Annotated in this window: 24 protein-coding genes and 1 other annotated feature; of the genes, 15 read left to right on the top strand and 9 right to left on the bottom strand. The window is 37.0% G+C overall.

What is annotated here, in order from left to right; all coding sequences use genetic code 11:
• Nucleotide 1: 1 nt before the first annotated feature.
• Nucleotides 2-427, bottom strand: a complete 426-nt coding sequence (locus NYE67_RS17330; RefSeq protein WP_340726161.1) for a disulfide formation protein C — start codon at nt 425-427, stop codon at nt 2-4.
• A 127-nt stretch (nt 428-554) separates the two neighbouring features.
• Here NYE67_RS17330 and NYE67_RS17325 point away from each other — a divergent pair, with 127 nt between their 5' ends.
• The 5 genes from NYE67_RS17325 to NYE67_RS17305 all read left to right on the top strand — a co-directional run bounded on the left by NYE67_RS17325 (nt 555) and on the right by NYE67_RS17305 (nt 5,887).
• On the top strand, nt 555-2,096 hold the full coding sequence (locus NYE67_RS17325; RefSeq protein WP_191699463.1) for a carbon-nitrogen hydrolase family protein: 1,542 nt from the start codon (nt 555-557) through the stop codon (nt 2,094-2,096).
• Nucleotides 2,097-2,198: 102 nt separating this feature from the next.
• Nucleotides 2,199-2,702, top strand: a complete 504-nt coding sequence (locus NYE67_RS17320; RefSeq protein ID WP_340730694.1) for a sigma-70 family RNA polymerase sigma factor — start codon at nt 2,199-2,201, stop codon at nt 2,700-2,702.
• Nucleotides 2,702-3,982: a DUF4179 domain-containing protein gene (locus tag NYE67_RS17315; RefSeq protein ID WP_340730693.1), complete on the top strand. Its 1,281-nt coding sequence runs from the start codon at nt 2,702-2,704 to the stop codon at nt 3,980-3,982. The genes NYE67_RS17320 and NYE67_RS17315 overlap by 1 nt, the downstream gene beginning before the upstream one ends.
• A 134-nt stretch (nt 3,983-4,116) precedes the next feature.
• A complete protein-coding gene (locus tag NYE67_RS17310; RefSeq protein WP_340726158.1) occupies nt 4,117-5,229 on the top strand; it encodes a GAF domain-containing sensor histidine kinase in 1,113 nt (370 codons plus the stop codon).
• A gap of 10 nt (nt 5,230-5,239) precedes the next feature.
• The gene (locus tag NYE67_RS17305; protein WP_191699467.1) at nt 5,240-5,887 is read left to right on the top strand and encodes a response regulator; all 648 of its coding nucleotides are present in this window, start codon (nt 5,240-5,242) and stop codon (nt 5,885-5,887) included.
• Nucleotides 5,888-5,939: 52 nt separating this feature from the next.
• Here NYE67_RS17305 and NYE67_RS17300 read toward each other — a convergent pair whose 3' ends face one another.
• Together NYE67_RS17300 and NYE67_RS17295 are read right to left on the bottom strand one after the other, a co-directional pair.
• Nucleotides 5,940-7,247 (bottom strand): hemolysin family protein, encoded by a 1,308-nt coding sequence (locus tag NYE67_RS17300; protein ID WP_340727284.1) that lies wholly within the window; start codon nt 7,245-7,247, stop codon nt 5,940-5,942.
• A 428-nt stretch (nt 7,248-7,675) separates the two neighbouring features.
• Nucleotides 7,676-7,885 carry a YheE family protein gene (locus NYE67_RS17295; protein WP_340726157.1) on the bottom strand — a complete coding sequence of 70 codons (210 nt, stop codon included), beginning with the start codon at nt 7,883-7,885 and terminating at the stop codon, nt 7,676-7,678.
• Nucleotides 7,886-7,992: 107 nt separating this feature from the next.
• Between NYE67_RS17295 and NYE67_RS17290 the strand changes: the two genes are divergently transcribed.
• The 6 genes from NYE67_RS17290 (at nt 7,993) to NYE67_RS17265 (ending at nt 13,669) form a co-directional block, all read left to right on the top strand.
• On the top strand, nt 7,993-9,138 hold the full coding sequence (locus NYE67_RS17290; protein WP_340730692.1) for a DUF445 family protein: 1,146 nt from the start codon (nt 7,993-7,995) through the stop codon (nt 9,136-9,138).
• Between the two features lie 22 nt (nt 9,139-9,160).
• The gene (locus tag NYE67_RS17285) at nt 9,161-9,505 is read left to right on the top strand and encodes a YlbF family regulator (protein WP_340730691.1); all 345 of its coding nucleotides are present in this window, start codon (nt 9,161-9,163) and stop codon (nt 9,503-9,505) included.
• A 527-nt stretch (nt 9,506-10,032) separates the two neighbouring features.
• Nucleotides 10,033-11,535: a coproporphyrinogen III oxidase gene (locus NYE67_RS17280; protein ID WP_340730690.1), complete on the top strand. Its 1,503-nt coding sequence runs from the start codon at nt 10,033-10,035 to the stop codon at nt 11,533-11,535.
• 275 nt (nt 11,536-11,810) lie between these two features.
• On the top strand, nt 11,811-12,059 hold the full coding sequence (locus NYE67_RS17275; protein WP_340726154.1) for a DUF3006 domain-containing protein: 249 nt from the start codon (nt 11,811-11,813) through the stop codon (nt 12,057-12,059).
• A 115-nt stretch (nt 12,060-12,174) separates the two neighbouring features.
• A complete protein-coding gene (locus tag NYE67_RS17270; protein WP_340730689.1) occupies nt 12,175-12,963 on the top strand; it encodes an HAD family hydrolase in 789 nt (262 codons plus the stop codon).
• A gap of 331 nt (nt 12,964-13,294) precedes the next feature.
• A complete protein-coding gene (locus NYE67_RS17265) occupies nt 13,295-13,669 on the top strand; it encodes a DNA polymerase III subunit delta (protein ID WP_340730688.1) in 375 nt (124 codons plus the stop codon).
• A gap of 87 nt (nt 13,670-13,756) precedes the next feature.
• On the opposite strand, the gene NYE67_RS17260 is transcribed toward NYE67_RS17265, so the two are convergent.
• Both NYE67_RS17260 and serA read right to left on the bottom strand, forming a co-directional pair.
• Nucleotides 13,757-15,022, bottom strand: coding sequence for a polysaccharide deacetylase family protein (locus tag NYE67_RS17260; protein ID WP_340730687.1), 1,266 nt, complete (start codon nt 15,020-15,022; stop codon nt 13,757-13,759).
• A gap of 260 nt (nt 15,023-15,282) precedes the next feature.
• Nucleotides 15,283-16,905 carry a phosphoglycerate dehydrogenase gene (gene serA, locus NYE67_RS17255; RefSeq protein WP_340730686.1) on the bottom strand — a complete coding sequence of 541 codons (1,623 nt, stop codon included), beginning with the start codon at nt 16,903-16,905 and terminating at the stop codon, nt 15,283-15,285.
• An 80-nt stretch (nt 16,906-16,985) separates the two neighbouring features.
• Nucleotides 16,986-17,231, bottom strand: a binding site (T-box leader).
• A gap of 378 nt (nt 17,232-17,609) precedes the next feature.
• Here serA and NYE67_RS17250 point away from each other — a divergent pair.
• Both NYE67_RS17250 and NYE67_RS17245 read left to right on the top strand, forming a co-directional pair.
• Entirely contained in the window at nt 17,610-19,280 is a 1,671-nt protein-coding gene (locus NYE67_RS17250) for an FAD-binding dehydrogenase (protein ID WP_340726149.1), read from the top strand.
• Between the two features lie 150 nt (nt 19,281-19,430).
• A complete protein-coding gene (locus NYE67_RS17245) occupies nt 19,431-20,213 on the top strand; it encodes an enoyl-CoA hydratase (RefSeq protein WP_340726148.1) in 783 nt (260 codons plus the stop codon).
• Between the two features lie 122 nt (nt 20,214-20,335).
• Here the strand turns inward: NYE67_RS17245 and NYE67_RS17240 are convergent, their stop codons facing one another.
• Entirely contained in the window at nt 20,336-20,521 is a 186-nt protein-coding gene (locus tag NYE67_RS17240; RefSeq protein WP_191699479.1) for a YhzD family protein, read from the bottom strand.
• 196 nt (nt 20,522-20,717) lie between these two features.
• Between NYE67_RS17240 and yhaM the strand changes: the two genes are divergently transcribed.
• Complete coding sequence (gene yhaM / locus NYE67_RS17235) at nt 20,718-21,653, top strand: 3'-5' exoribonuclease YhaM (protein WP_340726147.1); 936 nt, start codon at nt 20,718-20,720, stop codon at nt 21,651-21,653.
• Nucleotides 21,654-21,678: 25 nt separating this feature from the next.
• Here the strand turns inward: yhaM and NYE67_RS17230 are convergent, their stop codons facing one another.
• Together NYE67_RS17230 and serC are read right to left on the bottom strand one after the other, a co-directional pair.
• Nucleotides 21,679-22,926 (bottom strand): MFS transporter, encoded by a 1,248-nt coding sequence (locus tag NYE67_RS17230; RefSeq protein ID WP_340730685.1) that lies wholly within the window; start codon nt 22,924-22,926, stop codon nt 21,679-21,681.
• Nucleotides 22,927-22,992: 66 nt separating this feature from the next.
• Complete coding sequence (serC, locus tag NYE67_RS17225; RefSeq protein WP_340730684.1) at nt 22,993-24,090, bottom strand: 3-phosphoserine/phosphohydroxythreonine transaminase; 1,098 nt, start codon at nt 24,088-24,090, stop codon at nt 22,993-22,995.
• A 296-nt stretch (nt 24,091-24,386) separates the two neighbouring features.
• Between serC and NYE67_RS17220 the strand changes: the two genes are divergently transcribed.
• The gene (locus tag NYE67_RS17220; protein WP_191699484.1) at nt 24,387-24,719 is read left to right on the top strand and encodes a zinc ribbon domain-containing protein YjdM; all 333 of its coding nucleotides are present in this window, start codon (nt 24,387-24,389) and stop codon (nt 24,717-24,719) included.
• A gap of 49 nt (nt 24,720-24,768) precedes the next feature.
• On the opposite strand, the gene NYE67_RS17215 is transcribed toward NYE67_RS17220, so the two are convergent.
• Nucleotides 24,769-25,617, bottom strand: a complete 849-nt coding sequence (locus NYE67_RS17215; protein WP_340726143.1) for a peptidylprolyl isomerase — start codon at nt 25,615-25,617, stop codon at nt 24,769-24,771.
• Nucleotides 25,618-25,713 lie beyond the last annotated feature (96 nt).

The following is a 25,713-nucleotide window of genomic DNA, read 5'->3' as shown; positions in this document are numbered from 1 at the left end:
CCTAATTTTCCTCCTTTAAAACTTTTAACATATAAAAACTAATAATTGCAATAATAGTAAAAGCCGTAAGTGCTAAAAATGGAATCGTGATAAAGCCAAGCCAGTTAATGTATTGACCTGTACATGGCACACGTCCACATGCAGGGGCTGTATCCTGCAAAAAATCCAGTTTTTGTAACCCATAATGGTATAATGATGTTAAAGCACCAATCGTTGAGAACACGGCTGTAGTCATGGCGATTCTAGCATTTTTTTGTATGTATGCTATTGTAGCAATAATAACAATGGGATACATGAGGATACGCTGATACCAACATAATGCACATGGTTCGTAACCCCGTATTTCTGAAAAATATAAAGATCCAAGGGTCGCTGTTAATGATACTACCCAAATGACGAGCAAGGCATTTTCGAGTTTTTTAGACATACTGTTACCTCTATATTCATAATTTAATCTCAATTGATTATAGTTTGAATTCGAGAAAAAGTAAATTACTACGTTTATGGAGTGCTATGAAAAGGAAAGTCTATATATGTATGGAGGGGGAGTTATTATGACAGATGCATTAGATATGTCCAAATTTGAAAAACCAATGATTATACGAAATATGACAGTAGAGGATATAGATGCGATATTAGAAATTCAGCGCATATCTTTTCCAGGTATGGAGCCGTGGGAGCGGGCACATTTATATAGTCATTTAACAATTTTCCCGGAAGGACAAATTGTTGCAGAGTTAGATGGAAAGGTGATCGGTTCATGCTCGAGCCTACGTATAAACTTTGATGAATACGATGATCGCCATACGTGGAATGATATTACAGATAACGGCTTTATCACAAACCATGATCCAAATGGCTATAATTTATATGGAATCGAAGTAATGGTGCATCCAGAATATCGCCGTATGAAGGTAGGGCAAAGGCTTTATGAGGCACGTAAGGACTTGGCTCGTACACTCAATTTAAAGTCTATTATTATTGGAGGACGTATTCCGAATTATCATGTACATTCGAATGAGATGAGTCCACGTGAATATGTAGACGCGGTAAGCCGCCATAAAATATATGACCCGGTGCTGACATTCCAAATGATGAATGGCTTTATTTTAATGCGTATAAATCCGAATTATTTAACAGATGATGTTGCATCAGGAAAGTACGCAACGTTATTGGAATGGCATAACGTAGATTATCGTCCGCTCTCGAAGCGTCACTTTAAAACAAGTTATCCAGTACGTATTTGTGTTGTCCAATATATGATGCGTGCAATTGATTCCTTTGAGGATTTTGCAAAACAGTGTGAGTACTTTGTTGATGTAGGCTCTGATGCGGGTTCAGACTTTGTCGTATTCCCGGAAATTTTCACAACACAATTAATGAGCTTTTTAAATGAAAAATCACCTTCGCAGGCAGTCCGTAAACTGACAAAGTATACACCTGAATACATTGAATTATTTACAAGCTTAGCGGTTCGCTACAATGTGAATATCATTGGCGGTTCTCATTTTGTTGAGGAAGAGGATGAGGAGATTTACAATATCGCTTATTTATTCAGACGTGACGGGACGATTGAAAAACAATATAAAATTCACATTACACCAAATGAACGTAAATGGTGGGGAATCAGTAATGGCGATAAGGTCCGTGTGTTTGATACCGACTGCGGCAAGATTGCAATTCAAATTTGCTATGATATTGAGTTTCCGGAACTTGCTCGAATTGCAACAGATATGGGCGCGAATATTATTTTCACACCGTTCTGTACAGAAGACCGCCAAGGCTATTTACGAGTGCGCTACTGTGCTCAGGCGCGTGCAGTTGAAAACCAAATTTATACAGTTATTTCTGGAACCGTGGGGAACTTGCCTGAAACGGAAAATATGGATATTCAATATGCACAATCAGGCATTTTTGCGCCGAGCGATTTTGAATTTGCCCGAGACGGCATTGTAGGCGAAACAAGCCCGAACTTAGAAATGGTTCTCATTGGAGACGTCGACTTGGAAATTTTACGTCGCCAGCGTCAAGATGGGACAGTAAAGCATTTAAAAGACAGACGTCATGACGTATATCGTGTTGAATATTTAAAGTAAATTTAATGGGGATTCTGCTATTGTAAAAGATAGCAGAATTTTTTTATTTGGACTGAACGAAACGTATGTTACAAATGTCTAATAAGTAGGGAGGTGTCTTTCATGGATGAGCAGGAACTTATAAAAAGTGCGATTGCTGGTAACGAACGAGCAATTGTTGAAATGTTAGAGAGCTATGAAGACGGATTGTATAAAATAGCTTTTGCATATTTGAAAAATGAATATGATGCAGTCGATGCGATTCAGGAAATGACGTACCGTTGCCTAAAAAAATTACATACAGTCAAACAACCCGAATATTTGCAGACATGGCTTATTCGTATTTTGATTAATATTTGCCTTGATATGAAAAAGAAACAAGCTCGTTATGATTTGAAGGAAGAAATAGAAATACCGAATGAAGAGGTCCATCCTTTAGAGCTTGCAGATGTTATAGCGGAGCTGCCGATTGAACAGCAAGAACTTATATATTTACGATTTTTTAAAGATTTAAAAATGAAAGACATCGCTCGAATTCAACAAGTATCAGAAGGAACGATTAAATCTCGTTTGCACCATACGCTTAGAAAACTTCGAGGGATTTTAATAGAAAGAGGTGAACGATAATGGATGATAAGCTAAAGGAATATTTAAATAAGCTTGAAACCCCAAATGAAGCATTAGCAGCAGCAAGAGCCCAAGCAATCATGAAAAAAAGAGCGGACCAAAAAAGGCGAAATCATTGGACAGCTACCATTATCTCAGCTGCAGTCATCTGTCTTTTTATTTTGTCCATACGTTTTTCGCCGACAATCGCATATGCCGTATCAAAGGTTCCGGGATTAGAAACGATTGTCGAGCTCATTTCTCATAATAAGGGAATTGAGGATGTGTTGGAGCAAGGGTATAATGAGAAAGTTTATGCATCAGCTGAACAATATGGGGTCAAGGCAGTAATTGAAGAGGTTATAGCAGATGAAACAGGAATGTTCATTATGTATCGGTTAAGCAGTGAACAGGATTTGAGTAAATATAAAAAAATTAGTTTAAGCGTACTTCAAAACGGAGAACCCGTAAAAGCAGGTGTGGGATTTAGTACATTTATGGATGAGGAAACATATGAATTTGCGAATTCGATTGAAGTTGTTTCAAGCGAAGGCATGGATTATAGTGAACGGAATTTCGAAGTGCAATTCATGTTAAATGATGAAACGCTCCGTGTTCCTTTTGAATTGAAAAATAAAATTAAGCAAACGAAAGTTTATGCAGTTAATGAACAGTTGGAAATAGAAGGGCAGCGTTTTACTGTAAAAGAAGTCCAGATTTCACCACTGCGTGTAGGGATTCAAATAGCGGTTGATCCTATAAACGACAAACGTATATTAAGCTTTAATTCAATTGAACTGATGGACGAAAATAATGAGATTTGGAGTGAAGTTTCGAATGGCGTTACGGGTCATGGCACAACGGATGAAAATGTAATGACTCATTTTTTACAAAGCAATTATTTTAGAGAGCCTAAGTCACTGACATTAAAAATTTCTGAAGTGGAAGCTTTACCTAAAGGGCAGGATTATATGGAAGTTAATTTTGAGAAGCAAGAAGTAATTTTTGCTCCTGACTTTATTGATTTATCAAAGGTTGAAGTATATCCAAAAAAGTTAAGAGTACAATATAAGCCAGCAAACATGACACATTACCGTCAACTATTAGGTACTGCAATTGATGCGACAGGGAAAGAATTAGGTGAAATGAATTCATCCGTGTCGGGAATGGATGGAAATTATCACGAAGTCACTGTTAGCTATGATATTGAAAAATACGTTAGTCCAGTTAAAATTTATTTTAATAGTTATCCTTCTTATTTAGAAGGGGCAGCAGAAATTATCATTCCAATGCAAGAGTAACTTGTGAGTAAAGGGTGTCCCGTTAAGTTTTGGGACACTCTTTTCATTCAAAAGTATGAGGTGTGTAGCGGTGCGAACTGATTAAATGAAATGGTATGATAGAGAAAAGTGAATGATGCAAAGGAAGAGTCAGAATGCCAAAAGACCATTCGAATATTGCAATATTGAAAGAGATTGCAGAGTTATTAAATGAAGAGACCGAAATGATTCCAATGTTAAATGGGGCACTTTCAAAATTTTTAAGTGGAACAAAATTTGAAACGGGTTGGATTTTCTTTATTGATGAAAGAGGAAAATCGGAGCTTGTAGTGAAGCAAAACTTACCGGATGCGCTTAGCTACAATGATTGTCAGCATTTAAAGCGCGGTGGATGCTGGTGTGTTTCACGCTTCCGCAATGAGGAACTGGAAAAAGCTTCGAATATTATTGAGTGCCAACGAATTGAAAGCGCGATAGAAGCGAATGTTGGCGAGCATAGCGACATTACACATCATGCGACAGTACCATTGCAATCCGGTCAGGAACGTTTTGGATTACTAAATGTTGCATCGAGAAATACAGTACGCTTTAGCGATGAGGATCTGGACTTACTGGAATCAGTCGCATTTCAAATGGGCTCTGCGATAAAGCGCATATATTTAACAAATGAACAGCAGGAAATTGCCCTTGTGCAGGAGCGAAACCGCTTGGCTCGTGATTTACATGATTCTGTTAATCAGTTGCTCTTTTCGGTAACTTTAACTGCAAGAGCAGGGATTGAAATGAGCGAGCAGCCGGATATTAAGGAAACGTTTAAAGATATCCAACAGCTTACACAAGAAGCCCTGACGGAAATGCGTGCACTTATATGGCAATTGCGTCCAAAAGGATTGGAAAGTGGACTCATTGAAGCGATAAAAGTATATGCTGAAATGCTGAATTTGAAATTGGCGGTCAATGTTTCAGGTGTTATCCAATTTCCTTCAAGAATAGAAGAAACGCTATTTAGAATTGCGCAGGAGGCCTTAAATAACGTGCGTAAACATGCTGGCGTTACACAAGCAGAAATTTATATTAGCGTAACAGCTACGGATGTATTACTGGTTGTTAAAGATGAAGGGCAGGGCTTTAATATTGAGGCTCATCGCCATATACCTTCAATTGGATTGCAGTCAATCATTGACCGGGTTCATGCAGTAGGTGGGACCGCTGATTGGGTAAGTGAGATCGGAAAAGGGACAGAGTTATTAATTCGTTTACCATACTAGGGGGAGTTCGATGATACGAGTATTAATTGCAGATGATCATCATGTTGTACGCAGAGGACTATTATTCTTTTTAAAAACACAAAAAGATATTGAAGTTGTAGGGGAAGCCAAAAACGGGCTAGAAGCAATTGAGCTGGTAGAGAAATTTGCACCGCATATTGTACTTATGGATTTGGTCATGCCAGAGATGGACGGTATTCAGGCGACAAAAAAAATAAAAAGTAAGTGGCCAGATACGAAAGTACTTATGCTCACAAGTTTTTCGGATAAGGACCATGTGCTGCCGGCGATGGAAGCTGGTGCATCAGGCTATCAATTAAAGGATATTGAGCCAGATGATTTAGTAGAGTCGATTCGGCAAATTATGCGCGGCGAAAATACAATTCATCCGGAAGCTACATCACAGTTAGAAGAAGGGCTTCGAGAAGACGAAAATAAGCCTCATATTTTAAATCCGCTTACACCAAGGGAAAAGGATGTACTGGCTGAATTGACAAAAGGGAAAAGCAATAGAGAGATTGCATCATCACTTTATGTAACAGAAAAAACTGTGAAAACACATATTTCTAACATTTTTACAAAGCTTCAAGTTCAGGATCGTACCCAGGCAGCTCTTTACGCTGTGAAGCATAATTTAACGGAAACGAACGATGGATAAGTTCATAAATTAAAAAGAACGCAACCTTACTAAAAGGTGCGTTCTTTTTGAATTATACTTCTTCGTCTATTGTTTCAGAATTGGGAAGCTTAGTTACTTCTAAGTATAAGATGTGGTGGCCGTCCAATTCGGTAACTTTGAATTGGTAGCCTTGTTCATCGATTGTATCGCCTACTTGCATATCAAAACGCTGTGTCATAAACCAGCCGCCGATTGTATCGATATCTTCATCTTCAATTGTTGTCCCTAAAATATCATTCATATCTTGCAATAACATTTTAGCATCAAAGATGTAGTGGTTTTCTGAAATCTCCTGAATTTCAGGAATTTCATCTTCATCAAACTCATCTTGAATATCACCGATAATTTCTTCGATAATATCTTCAATTGTAACTAAACCGGATGTCCCACCGTATTCGTCCATTAAAATGGCAAGGTGAATACGTTCATTTTGAATTTTTAATAATAAATCACTAATTGGAATCGTTTCAATTACACGAATAACGGGTTGCATATATTCTTCGACAAGCTTATCACCATTTGTTGGATCTTTAATATAGGCTGTCAATAAATGCTTCATATTGACAAGACCAATGACGTGGTCTTTGTCACCGTCTGTAATTGGGTAACGCGTATATTGTTCAATACCCATTACTTCAAATACTTCGCGAATTGTTTGACCTTTTTCAATACTGATTATTTCAGTTCGAGGTACCATTATCTCTTTCGCAATACGATCAGAAAACTCAAAAATACTATTTACGTATTCATATTCAGAATGGTTAATTTCCCCACCCTTGAAGCTGTCTGATAAAATCATGCGAAGCTCTTCTTCAGAGTGCGCTTCTTCAGATTCAGAAATCATTTTTAAGCCAAAAAGTCCAGTTAATGCACGTGCTGATCCGTTTAGAGCACGAATAAAAGGGTACATAATATTATGGAATAAAATTAATACTCCAGATAGCTTTAATGTTACGGCTTCTGCTTTTTGAATAGCGAGAGTTTTTGGTGCTAATTCCCCTACGACAACATGTAAAAACGTTACGAGTGAGAAGGCAACAATAAATGAAAGAACAGATGTGATACTACCGCTTAAGCCGAAGAACTCGAATACTGGATGAAGAAGAATTTCAAAAGTCGGTTCTCCTAACCATCCTAGTCCTAATGCAGTAATCGTAATTCCTAACTGACAAGCAGATAAATACTCATCTAAGTTTGAAATTACCTTTTTTGCTCTAATTGCAGATTTGTTACCCTCTGCAACGAGCTGGTCAATTCTTGTTGTCCTTACTTTAACTATTGCAAACTCAGTTGCAACGAAAAATGCCGTAGCGGCAATTAAGATAGCAAATGCTATCAACCTAATGGTTAGTTCGATTCCTATGTCTACGTCCAACTATATTCCCTATTTGCGGCGCAAATGAGCGTGGCAAATAAAGAGTACACCTCCTAAAAAAAATTTAATAATATAATCATAAAATATTTACGTAAAAAAAACAATTTTTCAATTTGAAATTTGAGGAAATAATTTGTTTTTAATTAATGGGGAAATTATAGCGTTATTTATAATTTTAATAATATACAATCGAATTAATAGAAAATTGAAATTTTAGTAAATCTATGCTAATGTGAAGAGGTAGATAGTGATAATTTAGTAGACGGGAAATATAAAAAATAGCCAGCAAATACATATACCCGTAGCCAGCTACTAAATTATGATTAGCTCGAAACGCGCATAAAGGAGGGAGCATCCGAGTAGTAATAATCGGATGCTCCCTCTTTAATTTTTTATTCATATACATGAAAAAGCATTAATTCATGAATCACTTTTTCAATATTTTCCCTTTGGTCTTCTGAAGGACCTTCACCAATAAATTGAATACTACCATCTTTATAATACTCTGCTGCATAACGATTCTGCTCATAGAAGAAACTAATTGACCAGCCCGGTATTTGACTATTTTCAAATAGGGGTTTATAGCTAAAATGTTGAATCATGAAACTTCCCTCCCAATTTAATCGTACAGAAAGTAGTACATTGTTGCAATTTATCTTTTAAAAAATTAATAATAGAACATACACATGTTGAAGAAAGAGTGAGCAAAATGGGAGAATTTATTTCGTTATTATTCCTGCTTGGTGTTGTAGGCGCTGCTGTTGGTGCAGCGACAAACTATATGGCGATTAAGATGTTATTTAGACCATATAAGCCAATATACTTTAAAAAGTGGAAGTTGCCATTGACGCCGGGCTTGATTCCAAAGCGTCGAGAAGATTTGGCGATTCAGCTCGGAAAAACAGTTTCGGAGTACCTACTGACACCTGAAACGATTAAAAAGAAATTTTTATCTGAGGAAATACGCACAAATGTTTTAACCTTCGCACAGAATAAAGTAGCGCAAGAAGTATTTACAAACGAAAAAACAATTAATGATTGGATTCACTTAGCAGGTTTTACACAATTACCACAATCGGTTGAGGGAAAAGTCAATGACATTATCCATACTCAATTTATTTCCGTGAAAAATACATTATCTACGAAATCAATTAGAGAGTTATTACCTGATGATTTGGAGCCGGTATTGGATCGGAAAATTGATGAAGCGGTCATACAAATTTTGAAAAAGGGCGAAGATTATTTCTCGTCACCAGAAGGTACGATGACAATCAAAAATATGCTGGATGACTTTTTATCGACGAAAGGCTCTTTTGGTGGAATGATTCAGATGTTTTTAGGGGATTCTTCATCACTTGTGGATAAAGTGCAACGGGAACTCATAAAGTTTCTACAGGCGCCAGGGACCGCTTCACTTTTACACCGTATTTTCATAGCAGAATGGGAAAAAATTAAAAATCGTCCTGCAATGGACTTTATGAATGATGTGAATTTTGATACGATTGAAGCTAATGTCCAAAGCTATGCAAAAAATGCACTAGCATTGGAAACACGCCTGGATAAAACAATTAATGACTATTGGCCAAAAGGGAAAGCGTGGGCTTCTAATGATTTACTACCGAAAATAATGGATAAAGCATTTTTAGCTGCTGAAGGAAAACTTGAAGACGTATTAAAACGTCTGAATTTAGCTGGAGTTGTCCGTGAGCAAGTAGATTCCTTCCCGATTGCCAAATTAGAAGAGCTCGTACTAGGTATTATTAGTAAAGAGTTAAAATTAATTACGTGGCTAGGCGGTATTATAGGTGGTCTTGTCGGGATCATTCAAGCGTTAATCGTCTTTATGACGAACTAAAATTAGAAAGAAGGACTATTACATGATCAATATTTATGAAGATATTAATAAATTGGAAACAACATTCCGCAAGACTGATGAGTTTCAAAATTTACAAAAGGCAGTAGAGACAGTACGTGAAGATGAAGAGGCAAAAGTATTGTTTACAAACTTCCGTGATGTTCAATTGAAGATGCAAGATAAACAAAATGCTGGTGAAGAGATTACTGAAGAAGAATATGTATTTTTACAGAAAACAGCGCAACTTGCTCAACAAAATGTGAAAATTTTAGAAATGCTTGAAGCTGAAATGGCGTTAAGTGCAGTGATTCAAGAAATTAATCGTATTATTACACAGCCAATCCAATCTTTATATGATGGACTATAAAAAGGAAGAGGAGCACAGTTAAACTGTGTTCTCAGACTGTAGACAAACTCGAAGAAATTCGGGATTGCCTACAGTCTTTTTTATTAAAATAAAGTTAACTAATGAAAACCGTTGATTTCCATTGCGGGACCGATGCTTTCCCCGGGCACGGCTCCAGCTAACTAAATTGTGCCTACAACGGCAGGCACAATTCAGTGGATCTTCCGCGCGCGCTATTCCCGGTGGAGTCACGGTCCCTCCACTCCAATCAACTTATTCATCGCTTTAAATAAAGTGAGATACGATATCTACGATGACTAGTAATCAATCAAATCAATGAACATGAACAACTTATTCCTGCTAAGCATCTAGTAAAAATTTATAAAAAGACAAAAGGCCTTTTTTTGTTTTGCAATTAAAAAGTGAAAGTTTGTTTAATAAGAAGTGTCAAATAATATATGTAATAATTCATTTTTCTCTTATAGAGGTTTTTTTGTTACAATGAGATAGATTTTTATTATTTAAAATTAAGAAAGTAGAGAAATGTTATGAAAACAATTCATATAAATGAGCAGTTTAAAGAAGATTGGACGCGTGTTCTTAATCATATAGCAAATTTATTTTACGAAGACTCCGTTATTCAAATTGAGCAGGACGGTTCGGATATGTCGATTGAATTTAACAAAGCAATCGATGAAAATTTTACGATTTCCACTTATGCCAAACTTTTAGTGGATGGTCAAGAATATACGAGTGATTATTCCATTCAGTATACGACAGAAGGAACTGAGAAAGAGCAAAATATCCGAATGAAACGTGCATTGTCACATGTCATGCTTGATGTACTTGAACAATATTCAGGTATGGTACAGCAATGGGGGATACTGACAGGAGTACGTCCAACAAAGCTTTATCATAAATATCGTAAAGCCGGTATGAATGATGAGCAGATTGCCGCGGTACTAAAAGAGGATTACCGAATTTCAGATCAAAAGATCGCATTGATGAAAGCGATTGTTGAGCGTCAACTTACGATTATTCCTGATTTGGATGAGCTTGGAAAGGAAATTTCAATTTATATTGGGGTACCGTTTTGTCCGACAATGTGTGCTTATTGTACATTCCCGGCCTATGCGATCCAATCAAATCGTAAGGCAGGACGCGTAGAGAAATTTATCGATGGCCTTCACATTGAACTACGTGAAATGGGTAAATGGCTGACAGAAAAAAATATGCGCATTACTTCGATTTACTGGGGTGGGGGCACACCGACTTCTATTGAGGCGCATGAAATGGATGCATTATATAAAACAATGTTTGATGCATTCCCGAATCCCGAGTCCATTCGTGAAATTACGGTAGAAGCAGGACGCCCGGATACAATTACACCGGAAAAAATCGAAGTGCTGAAAAAATGGGGCATTGACCGTATTTCCGTTAACCCACAAAGCTATACGCAAGAAACATTAAAAGCGATTGGCCGTCATCATACTGTTGAAGAAACAGTAGAGAAGTTTTGGCTGTCACGGAATTCCGGTATGAACAATATTAATATGGATTTGATTATCGGCTTACCGAACGAAGGCATTAAAGAATTTAAACATTCTTTGGAAGAATCGGCTAAAATGCAACCGGAAAGCTTAACTGTTCATACACTGAGCTTTAAACGTGCTTCCGAAATGACTCGAAATAAGGATAAGTATAAAGTTGCCGACCGTGAGACAGTTGGGGAAATGATGCAGATGGCAACAGAATGGACAGCTGAAAACGGCTATGTACCGTATTATTTATACCGCCAGAAAAATATTCTAGGTAACTTAGAAAATGTTGGCTATTGTAAACCGAAAGAAGAGTCGATCTACAATATAGTCATTATGGAAGAAGTGCAAACAATTTTAGGTATTGGCTGTGGGGCATCCTCTAAGTTTGTGCATCCTGAAACAGGCAAGATTACACAATTCCATAATCCGAAAGATCCTGCCGCATACATTTTGACATTTGAAGAATCAATTGCAAAGAAAATAGCTATTTTAGAGGAGCTATATTCTTGATTAGTTAGGTCCTATACAAATAGCACAGCCACTTTCTGAGGTATGTGCTATTTGTTGTTTTTACCGAGTGGAGAAACAGGAAACGATTGTCATCACACCAGATTGGGTATCATATGAAATAGATACACAGCAGTGTATTGAGGGGGGCAACGAGGTGAATCCCATTGCCAAATGCACGAAGCAGTATCCAAGTTAGCTTGTTAGTAATGGTGCGTGTGAAGAGACTTTTGTAATTTTAAACAGTCAAAGTATATAAAGCGAAGGGGGAGATTGTAGTGAATGAAAATAAATATACGCTGGATCGATTTGAAGGAGATTATGCAATTTTTTTAAAACGTCCTCAAGAAACGGACCAACTTTTAATCCACCGTGATGAAATGTCAGTAGAGGTGAAAGAAGGGGACATTGTAGAAATTCAAGATGATGGCTTTGCGTATACGATTAAATTATTACCGGAAGAAACAGCTGATCAAAAACAGCGTGTTAACAATTTATTAGAGCAATTAAGGAATAAGAATCAGTAAGCACAGTACGGTAACAGTTGTTTTAAAAAGTTAGAAAAATCAAAAAGTATCGGAAACTATACGCTTCTATATGGTAGAATATATGAGTACATATATTAATTTTAGGAGCATAACAATGGCAATTAAAACAATTATATTCGATTTAGATGATACTTTATTATTTGATCAAAAATCTGTAAAAACGGCATTTGAAAAAACGTGTGACTATGCAGCAACTATAAAAAATGTAGACTCCCGAGAATTGGAAGAGGCGGTTAAAGTAGCGGCTCGTGGATTGTATGAAAGCTATCCTACATACGACTACACAGTCTTAATCGGAATAAACCCTTTTGAGGGGCTTTGGGGGACATTTGATGACCCTACACCACAATTTCAACAGATGAAGGAAATTGTGCCTGCATATCGTGCCCAGGCTTGGACAAACGGTTTAGCGACAGTTGGGATTGAAGATGCTGAGCTAGGCGCGGAACTTGGAGAGCGTTTTGTTGAAGAACGTAAAAAAGCCCCGTTTTTCTATGAAGATACTTTTGAGGTGTTAGATCAATTAAAAGGGAAATACGAGTTAATTTTACTTACAAATGGGGCACCAAGCCTACAAAATTTAAAGTTGGAGATTACACCTGAAATTGTCCCTTATTTTGACCATATCGTTATTTCAGGAGACTTTGGTAAAGGTAAGCCAGATGCTTCTATTTTCGAATTTGTTATGGATAAAGCAGGTTTAACAAATGATGAAGCCATTATGGTGGGTGATAACTTAATGACGGACATTTTAGGTTCATCTCGTGTCGGTATGCGGAACGTTTGGATTAACCGTGAAAACAAACCTAAAAACCCCGATGTAGTGCCAACTTTTGAAGTTACATCATTAACTGAGTTTTTACAGTTATTAAAGTCGATATAAAATTGAAGAGCTTGTGACAAAACGAAAACTATCTATTTTTTCAAAAAAGAAATAGATAGTTTTCTGCTTCTGGCAAAATTGATTTCCGTTACGGGGACGCTTTCCGGGGGCACGGCCTGAGCCTGTAGTCTCAGGCGTCGTGCGGTTCCCCCAGGAGTCGCCCCTTCACTCCAATCAATTCATAGAGTATCAACTTCTTAATAAGATTATTTTCCTTATAAAAAGAAAATTCTACTTATGTCTCAGCCTCTTTATTTCGTACATAAGAATGAATTTTCTGATTATTTATGTTATCATAATTAATAAGAAACTAATGAAAGAGGTTCTTCCTATGGGAAATGCTAATACATATCGCTGTGAAAACTGTAACCGTACAAATGAATCTATCCAAGTGAATAGAGTAATATTAGCTCATCATACGGCAAACCTTTGTTTAACTTGCGAACATGTACTTACTTTACCTAAAAATGAAGACCGCTTTTTCCAACTCATACGTAATAAAAAGAGACAGCACTCCAATATCGAGATGCAAAAGGCGCACCGGACTTTAACGGCTTTTATTGCAGTTGGTGTTTTGTTTTTAGTTGTAATTGCAGCATTGGCTGTAACACAAAACAATGGCTTCTCTACTCAAGCATTGCAGGTAATACAGTCAGATACGATGAATCAGCAATTGACGTTCTTACATTTAAAGTCATTCAATTAAAATATACAGGAATCACAATAAAGAGCATCGCAAATTTTTCCATAGTTTGCGATGCTTTTTAATTATTTTATTAAACAACTCAAATCATTACTTTTTTAGTAATTCTGAAACTGTCACAAATGTATAGCCTTGGATTTGTAAATCTATAAGTATTGTTTCTAATGCATCTGCAGTTGCTTGGTGAATATCATGCATTAATATAATGCTACCGTTGTTTACCTGTTCCTCTATAGCAAGCGCCGTTTTTTCCGGATCGCGGTGTTTCCAATCCAGTGTATCAATTGTCCACATTACGCTTGGCACTTTTAACTGCTTTATAACGGTTTCATCATAGCTCCCATAAGGCGGACGGAAAACCGTTGCATTTTTACCTATAACAGATTTAATTAACTCATCAGTTGATTGAATTTGATGATTCACTTCTTTTTGAGACAATGTTGTCAACTTTTCATGATTGTATGTATGATTGCCAATTTCATGGCCTGCTTCATATACTTCCTTTAAAACTTCAGGGTACTTCACCACTTCTTGGCCAATAACAAAAAATGTAGCTTTTGCGTTATATTTATCAAGTGTTTTTAATATTTGCCTCGTCACTTTCGGGTGGGGACCATCATCAAATGTTAAAGCAATTTTTTTTCCCTTCACAGGTTGTGCCGATTTAGGTTTGGATGGCTTCGGAGGTACAGCTTTTTGTACAGGAGTTGTTAAGCCACTCATAGGCACATAGCCAGATAGACTCTCAGATGTGACAAACGCCCAGCCCTTTAAGTTAGTTAACATTGTGACATTACTGTTTTTACGTAAAGTCCCTATTTCATCACTCGATGAGCTAGCAATAGATCGGACTACTAAATCTTTAGAGGCTTTTACCTTCATCTTTTTTCCTGTAGGCTTTATGAGAGCATGCTTATTTACATACCCTGCCAGACCACCGTATTTTATGAAAACAAAATCGGTAGAGTTAGATCCGTACAGTTCAACAATACTATTTAAATAAAGTTTTCCGATAGACCCGCTGTGTTGTTTATTCGTTACTCGGACAAGAGGCTCATTTTGGGATTTAACGAGCATGTACTGGGGAGAAACCGATTTTAAATACTCACTCTTTATAAAGCCGATTACCGTTTTGTACTGAATTTTAGTCCAACCTTCAGTTTCAGATAATACGATAATAGGGGTCGCCTTTGATAGAGAAATAATTTTTTCCTGCCGATTTTCTTTTAATACTTCGGTTTCTATCGTTGTTAGTTTAATTGTGGCTGAAGGAGCAGCGGAAGTACTTTCGACATTTACTGTAAAAAAGCCAATTAAACAAAAAATCAAAAAATAAAAATTGAATACTTTTTTCAACTTAATTCCCCTTTAGTAATATAAAAATGCGCGAGTAAAGTGAAAGTAGAAAGGAGGAATAGTGTAGATTAATTCACTTTCTCTAAAACCTTTAAATTAATTTATACTGAATTAAAACAAAGAGATACCATTACATTTAAACATATGTACTGTAAATGAAATTATGAAAATAAAAAAGGGGTTATCCCTGAAAGTTAGTTAGTACGAAGAAAGGCTTTGTTAAAGGTAATGTTTACCTTAACAAAGCCCCGTAGTTAAGTTTAAAGAGAAATAGCTTTTACTTCATCAATATTTTCAAGCTGTGCTACGAACAGTAAATCTTCTGTAGTCACTTCATTATCCACAACTAGCATCATAACAGCAGATCCGCCAATTTGGTCGCGTCCTACTTGCATTGTGGCAATGTTGATATTCTTTTCAGCTAATTTAGTAGCGACACGTCCGATAGAACCTGGTTTATCCTGGTTTTTAATATAAAGAAGATTACCGTTTGGAATAACGTCTACTACAAATCCTTCAACTTTTACAATGCGGGCACCTAGACCATTTAATAAAGTCCCTGCTACTGTATGTGTTTCAGTTTCTGTAACGATTTCAACTGTAATTAAGTTTGTAAAACCTTTTGCTGTTGTTGTTTTATGTTCATTTATTTGAATACCGATACGTTCAGCTAAATAACGTGCATTAACATCATTTACGTGAGAGCCGTGGTTTGTAGAAAGTAGTCCTTTAATGGCATTTGCCGTTAATGGGCGAACATCAAAGTTTGCGACTTCACCAGCGTATGAAATATTTAACTGTTGAATGCTTTCTTCAGTAACTTGAATTAAAAACTTTCCAAGCTTTTCTGCTAATGCGAAGAATGGCTCAACTTCTGCAAGCTTTTCTTTTGGAATAGACGGCATATTTACAGGGTTTGTTACTGTACCTGTTTTAAAGAACTTAATAATGTCGTTAGATACGTCAACTGCAACTGACTCTTGCGCTTCTACTGTAGATGCGCCTAGGTGAGGTGTAGCAATGACTTGTGGCAATGTTAATAGCTTATGATCTGTTGCCGGTTCCTGAACAAATACGTCCAGTGCAGCACCAGCTACTTTACCTTCGACAATAGCATCGTATAAATCATCTTCGTTAATAATGCCGCCGCGCGCACAGTTGATAATGCGAACACCGTCTTTCATAATTGCAAAACGTTCCTTGTTAATGATATTACGTGTTTCTGGTAATAACGGCGTATGAACTGTTACAAAGTCAGCTGCCGCACATACTTCATCCACAGTACCCTTTGTAATACCTAATTCTTTAGCACGGTCTTCCGTTAAGAATGGATCATATGCGATAACATTCATGCGTTGGCCTTTAGCGCGATAGGCTACTTCTGCCCCGATACGTCCCATACCGATAACACCAAGTGTCTTATTCTTAAGCTCTACACCTACATAAGATTTACGATCCCATTTTCCATTTTTTAATGTGTTGAACGCTTGTGGAATAAAACGTGCAAGTGATGTCATCATGGCGATTGTATGTTCAGCCGCAGAGTTTGTATTACCATCTGGAGCATTTACAACGATAATTCCATGTTCAGTTGCTGCATTTAAATCAATGTTGTCAACACCTACACCAGCACGACCAATAAGCTTTAAGTTTTTCGCTTTTTCAATTACTTCGCGTGTAACAGTAGTTTGAGAACGAACAAGCAATACGTCAACATCTACAATTTTTTTCATTAAATCTTCAGGTGCTAAACCTGTATCAACAATAATATTCAAATTTAGTTCTGTTTCTTGACGTAATGGGAAAATACCGTCATCACTAAGCGGATCTGCAATAAATACATTAATTGTTTTTGTGCCTTGTTCGATTAATTCTGTTGTCATAATAAAATCTCTCCTCTAATTTCTTTATTAATTTACTGAAATGATTCAACAAAAAAAGCCTTCCGTCCCTTACGTGTAACGTAAGGGGCGAAAGGCATTCATTAAACAAATCGCGGTACCACCCTTATTCGTTGCCATAATATTTAAAAAAATATATGTACAACCTTATCCATATGCGTAACGTGCATGGGACGGAATAACCTACTGATAAATTTCAGCTATTCTATTCAAGAGTGGAGCGAATTCGAAGCATACACTGATTTACACCAACCATCAGCTCTCTTTGGTAATACATTCGAAAAGCATGTCTCTATCGTTATATTTTGCTGTGTTTAAGTTGATAACATCATAAACCCGATTGTTCACCTTTGTCAACGGAGTTTTTAGAATAATTTGAGTAATTTTCTTTATGTTTAATAAATAACACCTTTAAAGCGAACTATTTAGATTAATTATCAATAAAATGTTCGGGTTTATAATTTCCCTATGTAAGCGCTAACGATGTTGATATAATAAGATTTAATTGAATTTACAGAAAATTTATAGCATTTAAAAATTATCATTAAAATTTATTTTTTATTTTGTGACATAATTTTGTCACGTTTAAAATTAAGCGTATTTTTTAATTGGAAAATAAATAGAAGGTGAAATGTAAAATAACTCGAAATGGTAATACATATGTACATATAAAGGGGGAGTAAAATATGCATTATGATGTAATCGTTATTGGAGCAGGGTTGGCTGGATTGACGGCAGCTTGTCAGCTAATTGACGCGAAGAAAAAGGTACTGCTTGTGGATCAGGAGCCGGCTAATTCAATTGGTGGGCAAGCATTTTGGTCATTTGGTGGATTATTCTTAGTTGATTCCCCTGAGCAAAGAAGGTTAGGGATTAAAGACAATAAAGAGCTTGCATGGCAGGATTGGCGTGGTTCGGCAGGCTTTGACCGTTTAGAGGACGAGGATCATTGGGCGTATGAATGGGCAAAAGCATATATCGATTTTGCTGCTGGAGAGAAATACAACTGGTTAAAATCCCAAGGCATCAATTTTTTCCCGGTCGTTGGTTGGGCAGAACGAGGCGGCTCTTTAGCAGGGGGGCATGGCAATTCTGTTCCGCGCTTTCACATCGTATGGGGGACAGGTCCTGCATTGGTAGAACCGTTTGCAAATAAAGTGTTGAATGCTTCTGAAAAAGGGGATATTACCTATTTGCCGCGGCATCAAGTCACAGAGCTGATTACTGAAGATGGGACTATTACAGGTATTCGGGGAAATGTTTTGGAAAATAGCATTATTCGAAGAGGTGAAGAAAGTTCTAGAGTAATAGTAGATTCATTTGAGTATATGGCAGATGCAGTAGTAGTGGCAAGTGGCGGAATTGGAGCAAATATCGAGTTAGTGAAACAAAATTGGCCATCAAGACTCGGGTCACCACCAAACAGCATGGTGTCGGGAGTACCTGCCTATGTAGACGGAAAAATGTTGGAAATTACTGAACAAGCTGGTGGTCGCATCGTCAATCGAGATCGTATGTGGCATTATACGGAAGGTTTAAAAAACTGGGATCCTATTTGGAATAATCATGGTATTCGCATATTACCTGGCCCTTCATCAATGTGGTTTGATGCATTAGGAAACCGTTTTACTGCTCCGAACTTTCCAGGATTTGATACATTAAGTACCCTTGAAGCGATACAGAAGACTGGATATGATTATTCGTGGTTTATTTTAACTGAAAAAATAATCGAAAAAGAATTCGCTTTATCGGGTTCAGAGCAAAATCTGGATTTAACAAAAAAGAGTATTAAAGATGTGTTGAAACGTGTTTTACCAGGACCGCCAAAAGCAATTCAGGATTTTAAGGATCATGGAGAAGATTTTGTAATTGCCGATAGTTTAAAAGATTTAGTGGCAGGTATGAATAAACTTGTAGGGAATGATTTACTCGATTTCCTGCATATTAAAGACCAGATTTTGGCACGAGATCGGGAAATTGAAAATCCCTTTACAAAAGATGCACAAATTACAGCATTACATGGTGCAAGAAATTATATAGGGGATAAATTAATTCGTGCTGCAAAACCTCATAAAATCTTGGATCCATCAGCAGGGCCATTAATTGCGGTACGCTTAAATATTTTGACACGAAAAACATTAGGAGGATTACAAACAAAATTAAACGGGCAAGTACTTAATGAGGAAGGAAATCCTATACCAGGACTTTTCGCTGCTGGTGAAGTGAGTGGATTTGGTGGTGGAGGCGTCCATGGCTATCGCTCATTAGAAGGGACATTTTTAGGGGGATGCTTGTTTACAGGCTTGCAAGTAGGAAAATATTTAGCTGTTTCCCATAAGTATTCGAGTATGACCTAAATGTAATAAGATCAGGCGCTAAAACATACAGTGTGATGGAGCTTGAGCCAAACGCACAAACTTTTATTAATATTGGTTTTGGAAAATTAAAGGGATATCACTAAGTTATGTCGAAATGAATGATTATTCATTTATAAGGGGTGTATGGAAATGAACTTTGAAACGATTAAATTGGAAATAGCAGAACGAAAAGCAACTTTAACATTAAATCGTCCGAATGCGATGAATGCAATGGATTTTACAATGATGCGGGAATTGGCCGACTGCTTCGAAGCATTACATAATGAAAAGGACGTCCAAATTCTGATAATTAAAGGAGAAGGGAAAGTCTTTTCAGCAGGAGGCGATGTGAAGAGGATGGTTGCCTCGAATGATTTTTCTGATTTTGGTACGATAATGGATGATATTGCACGTTTAGTCAGAGCATATTACACGCTTCCGATGATTACAATTGCACAAATTCATGGTGCTTCTGCTGGGCTAGGCTTTAGTTTGGCATTAGGAAGTGACATTATTGTTGCAGAACAATCAAGTAAACTGGCGATGAACTTTATCGGTATTGGTTTAATACCGGATGGTGCCGGCCACTTCTTTATGAAGGAACGTCTTGGTACAGTAAAAGCTAAGCAAATGATTTGGGAAGGGAAAGTAATGAATGGGGATGAGGCACTAGCGTTAGGTCTGATTGATTATAGTTGTCCAGATGGGACGGCATTAGAAACAGTTGATCAGCTCGTTGGGAAAGTACTGGCATCTCCAATTCTAGCAATGATTGAAACAAAATGTATTTTGCATGCTTCTAATCTTGACCAATTGGATGAAATTCTGAAGGGCGAATCAGAGGGACAAGTGAAGATGCGACAAACTACAGATCATTTAGAAGGCATTAAGGCATTTGTAGAAAAGCGTATGCCACAGTTTATAGGAAAATAATTAGCAATGAAAAATCCACCACTTTGTTGAACAGCAAAATGGTGGTTTTTTTAAGCATAAATTTCTAAAGAAAAATTAAAATGCCCTAAATTATAGGGCACCTCCGATTTATGTACGGTAGTTTACACGTGGAATAAAATTAATTTGCCAGATGAGTTTACTAATCGGTGAGTTTTTTCAGCAATACCTTTTTCTTCGATTTGCTTCTGGCCATCGATTTTTGCAGCGTCATCGTTTGCAAAAGTCCATACTTCATCGAATAAAGTTTCCCCTGTTTTCTCAAATGCAGTAAAACGATAATTCTCCATTTAAACCACCCTTTATAAGCAAGATAATATAATTATACTAGAAATTTTCGGATAATTCACGAAATAAAGCTTGTTTTGTAGAAAAAAGACGAAAGTAATGTCATTTAGATGAACAGGAATATAGTCTTTTAATCGATAAGTATTGCATATACATGTTACAATAAATTGTAATAGAGTTATAAAGGGGAGATTGCTTGTGAATGGAATTACAAAACTCCAACCGGGTGACCAAGTAGATCAATATTTACTTATTAAAGAAGCAAAAAAAGGTGTAACGACAGTTGGTAAACCATTCATGTCACTCATTTTACAAGACCGAAGTGGAGATATTGAAGCAAAGCTTTGGGATACAAATGAAGAACATGAAAATTTATATCGGGCTCAGGTAATTGTTAAAGTCGGTGGAGAAATTCACGATTATCGTGGAAAGAACCAGTTACGAGTAAAACAAATTCGCCCGACACGTGAAGAAGAGGGTGTTCAGATCAGCGACTTACTGCCGACATCCGCTATTCCGAAAGAGCAATTATTTGAAGAATTAAATCAATATTTCTTCCAAATTCAAAATCCCAATATTTCACGTCTCACACGCTATATCGTGAAAAAGTTCCAAGATCAATTAATCATATTCCCAGCAGCTACAAAGAACCATCATGATTATGCATCGGGTTTAATTGATCATGTCGTTTCAATGTTGAAATTAAGTGAAGCGATCTGTGATTTATATCCAACATTGAATCGGGACTTGCTATATGCGGGTGTGATTTTACATGATGTTGGTAAAGTGATTGAATTAAGTGGTCCTGTCGGTACAATGTATACGGTGGAAGGGAACTTGCTTGGCCATATCTCGATCATGGTCAATGAAATCGGTCAAGCTGCACATGAGCTAAAAATAGAAGGTGAAGAAGTGATGTTACTGCAGCACTTAGTGTTGAGCCATCACGGAAAAGAAGAATGGGGTAGCCCTAAAAAGCCTATGATTCAAGAAGCAGAAATATTGCATTACATTGATAATATTGATGCGAAAATGAATATGCTTACACGTGCCTTGGATAAAACAAAACCAGGTGAATTTACAGAGCGCTTATTCCCATTGGACAATCGTTCATTTTACAAACCAACGATATAAGAAAAAGCATGAGCCAAACCTTGGCTCATGCTTCTTTTAATTGCGGTTGTTTTTTTATAAGAATAACGAATAGGCTTGCGAGGAAACAAAATCCTCCTGCCAGCAAAAAGGCCATTTTGTATGAGCCAAATGCGCTGTAGAATACTCCACCGTAGTAGGCAGCTACTGCAGCCCCTACTTGGTGAAATGCCACCATCCAGCCGTACATCATAGCGCTTTTTTCTATACCGAAACGTTGACGTGTTAAACCAATTGTCGGTGGGACAGTTGCAATCCAATCAAGCCCATAAAAAATGGCGAAAATCATTAGCCATGCATAGGAACCTGTGTCAAGTGCAAAGGGAAGTGCAAGTAATGAAAGCCCTCTTAAAGAATAATACCAAAATAAAAGCCAGCGATTATCAAAACGATCCGATAACCAGCCTGATAATGTAGTACCGATTAAATCAAATATCCCCATAAAGGACAACATTGCGGCTGCTGTAACGACAGGGATACCAAAGCTAATACAATATGAAATAAAATGAGTCCCTATTAACCCGCTTGTCGATAAACCACAAATGAAAAAACTACCAGCCAATAGCCAAAATTCCTTTGCCTTCAATCCTTCAATAAGTGAAGCTATTGCCATAGCAAAAGGGTTTCCTGTCGAGCGTACCGGCTCTACTAGACCATCATGACCATAAGGAGCGATTTTTCTTTCAATCGGATAGCTGTACATAAATATGGAGATGACGATGATCATCAAGAGACTTAATACAAAAATTAAAGCAATTGCTGCTTGCCACGAATAGCGGTCAACTAATGCAGCAAGTACCGGCAATAATATCAGCTGTCCAGTAGCGGTTGCGGCTGTTAAAATACCTACTGCCAGACCTCTTCGTTTAACGAACCATCGATTTGCGACTTGTGTACTTAATACAGTTAAGAATAAACTAGAGCCGATGCCCATCATAATGCCCCATATAAGTATAAGTTGCCATTCTTTTTGCATGATGAAGGTACTGGCTAATGCGAGGGAAAGTAATGTCATTGATCCAAGCATCATACGCTTTAAGCCGTACTTTTCAACGAATGCAGCCATAAAAGGCCCTGAAAATCCGTATAAAAATAAAGATACAGCAAAAGCCATCGAAATAGAGGGGCGACTCCAGCCAAACTCCTGCTCAAAAGGATTAATGAATACCCCAGCGGATGAGCGGATAATACCAGCGACAATAATAGATATAAACGTGACAGCTAATATAATCCAACTATAATGCCATTTTTTCAACATTCTACCCCCCTATAGACAAAAATGCCCCCATGATATTAGGGAGCATTTTCACTTTAGTAAATTTTATTGGTTGTCTTGCTGGAATTTAACCATGAATTCTGAAAGAGCCAAGCAAGTTTCTACCGGTACAGCATTGTATGCAGAAGCGCGGCAGCCACCTACAGAACGGTGACCATTTAAACCAACGAATCCGGCTTCTTTTGCTTCAGCTAAAAATTTCTTTTCTAGCTCTTCGTCAGCAACGCGGAAAGTAATATTCATCAGTGAACGGGATTCTTTTGTTGCATGCCCAAAGTAGAAGCCATTTGAGTTGTCGATTGCATCATAAATATATTTTGCTTTTTCCTCGTTACGTTGCTCTATAACTTCTATACCACCTTGTTCTTCCATCCATTTTAAAACTTCACCTAACATGTAAATTCCGAAAGTAGGGGGTGTATTGTATAAAGAATTATTTTTAGAATGCGTCGTGTATTTTAACATTGTAGGAATGTTAGAATTTGCACTTTCTAATAGGTCCTTACGAATGATTACTACTGTTACACCAGATGGACCAAGGTTTTTTTGTGCCCCTGCATAAATCATTGCAAAGTTTGAAACATCTACTTTTTTCGATAAAATATCAGAAGACATATCTGCAATTAATGGAATATTACCTGTGTTAGGGAATGTTTTCCACTGAGTACCGAAAATTGTATTGTTTGATGTTAAGTGAACATATGCAGATTCTTGATCAATTTGGATGTCTGAAAGAGCAGGGATATTTTTATAGTTATTCTCTTTTGAACTTGCCGCTAAAACTGGTGTACCGAATAATGCCGCTTCTTTAAAAGCTTTTTCTGACCAAGCACCAGTTTGAATATAGCTTGCTTTTTGACCTTCTTTTAAGAAGTTCATTGGAATCATGGAAAACTGTAGGCTTGCTCCACCTTGTAGAAATAATACTTCATAGTTTTCAGGTATTTCATATAGCTTACGCAGACGTGCAATTGCTTCATTATGTACTTCTTCAAATGCTGCACTTCGGTGACTTAATTCCATTACTGACATGCCAGTACCTTTAAAATCAACCAGTTCTGCTTGTGCTTTTTGTAAAACTTCAAGTGGTAATGCTGATGGACCTGCATTAAAGTTATATGCGCGTTTTGTTGTTATCGTCAATGGAAACACTCCTTATGTTAGTTAATTCATATAAGTAGATAATATACTCTTTTTATATTAATGTGTGAAAATTCATTAAATTATTTTTCCAAAAGGCATAAATGAGAATAACTAACTACATATATAAGCATTTTTGTACAATGTGAAATACGAATGTTCGGGTTTAGGGGAAATAGTATTAATAAATTTAAAAGTTCATTTAATTATATTGGTGTGATAGTAGACCAGCCATGAACTTGTTTAAAGGTTTGATTTATGCCAGTATAGAGAAGATGAATGACTGGAGGTTTTATGAAATGGAACAATTACCAAAGTGTCCGGAATGTGGCTCGGAGTATACGTATGAAGATGGACAAAATTACGTGTGCCCTGAATGTGCGCATGAGTGGTCCCAATCGGTGGAAGTAGAAGAAGGGTTAGTTGTCCGAGATGCTAACGGGAACCTTTTAACAGATGGTGATACCGTTACAGTTATTAAAGATTTAAAAGTAAAAGGGAGCTCATCGACGCTAAAAATCGGTACTCGAGTTAAAAACATTCGTCTTGTGGAAGGCGATCATAATATTGACTGTAAAATTGATGGCTTTGGTGCGATGAAACTAAAATCTGAATTCGTAAAGAAAAACTAAAAAATGCGAGACCCGTCTGGAAATGGGTCTCGCATTTTTCATGTAGAAATTATTCAGCAGTAAAGCTAGAAAATGCGTCTTTTAGATCTTCATCTTTTACATCTATTTTAGCGCCTTTAATTAACTCCGCCATTTTTGCGTTCCAATCACCTTTTGTTGCAACGATTGACTCACGGATTTCTTCTTTTTTCTCTTCAAGTGTCCCGTAATCTTTTACAGCACGTTTTTCTTGTACTTGAATGATGTGGAAACCGTGTTGAGTTTGAACTGGTTTACTAATTTCATCAACTTTTAATGCATAAGCAGCATCATTGAATTCAGGCACCATTGTACCAACAGTGAACCAACCTAAATCTCCGCCTTGTTGACCAGAACCTGGATCAGTTGAGAATTCTTTAGCTAATTCCGCAAAATCTTCACCAGCATTTAGCTTTTCGATAATTTCATTTGCAGTTGCTTCATCTTCAACTAAAATATGGCGAGCATTTAATTCTTGAGAAGCTTGGTCATAATATTTTTGGATTTCTTCGTCTGTTACTTCAACATCTTCTGTAGCTTTTTGTTGTAACAAAGTGAAGCGGATATTTGTTTTTAGCATTTCTTCCGTTAAATTGCTCTGTGCTAATGCAGCATCATAGCCTTCACCATACTGCTCTTTTACAGTAGCTAATTCTTCTTCAATTTCTTCATCTGTTACTTTATATTTATCGTTTAAAATTCTTTCAACTACTACTTGTTGTAATAATTGGTCTCCTGCAATGTCTTTCATTGAATTATAAAATTCCTCTTGAGTAATGTCGCCTACATTTGTGGATACGACAACTTCATCTCCAGGATTACTACACGCAGCTAAACCAATTGAAGCTGCAACTGTTAATGCGAAAAGAGTTTTTTTCATGTTAATACGCCCCTAACTTAACTTTTATGCAAATGTAACTATAACATAAACGAAATAAAAACAAAAATGGTTCCATGGAAAAAAGAGCCTAAGTTT

It is taken from the genome of Solibacillus sp. FSL W8-0474, from assembly GCF_038004065.1.
Taxonomy (GTDB): Bacteria; Bacillota; Bacilli; order Bacillales_A; family Planococcaceae; genus Solibacillus; species Solibacillus faecavium.
This window is presented reverse-complemented; position numbering and strand designations above follow the sequence as displayed.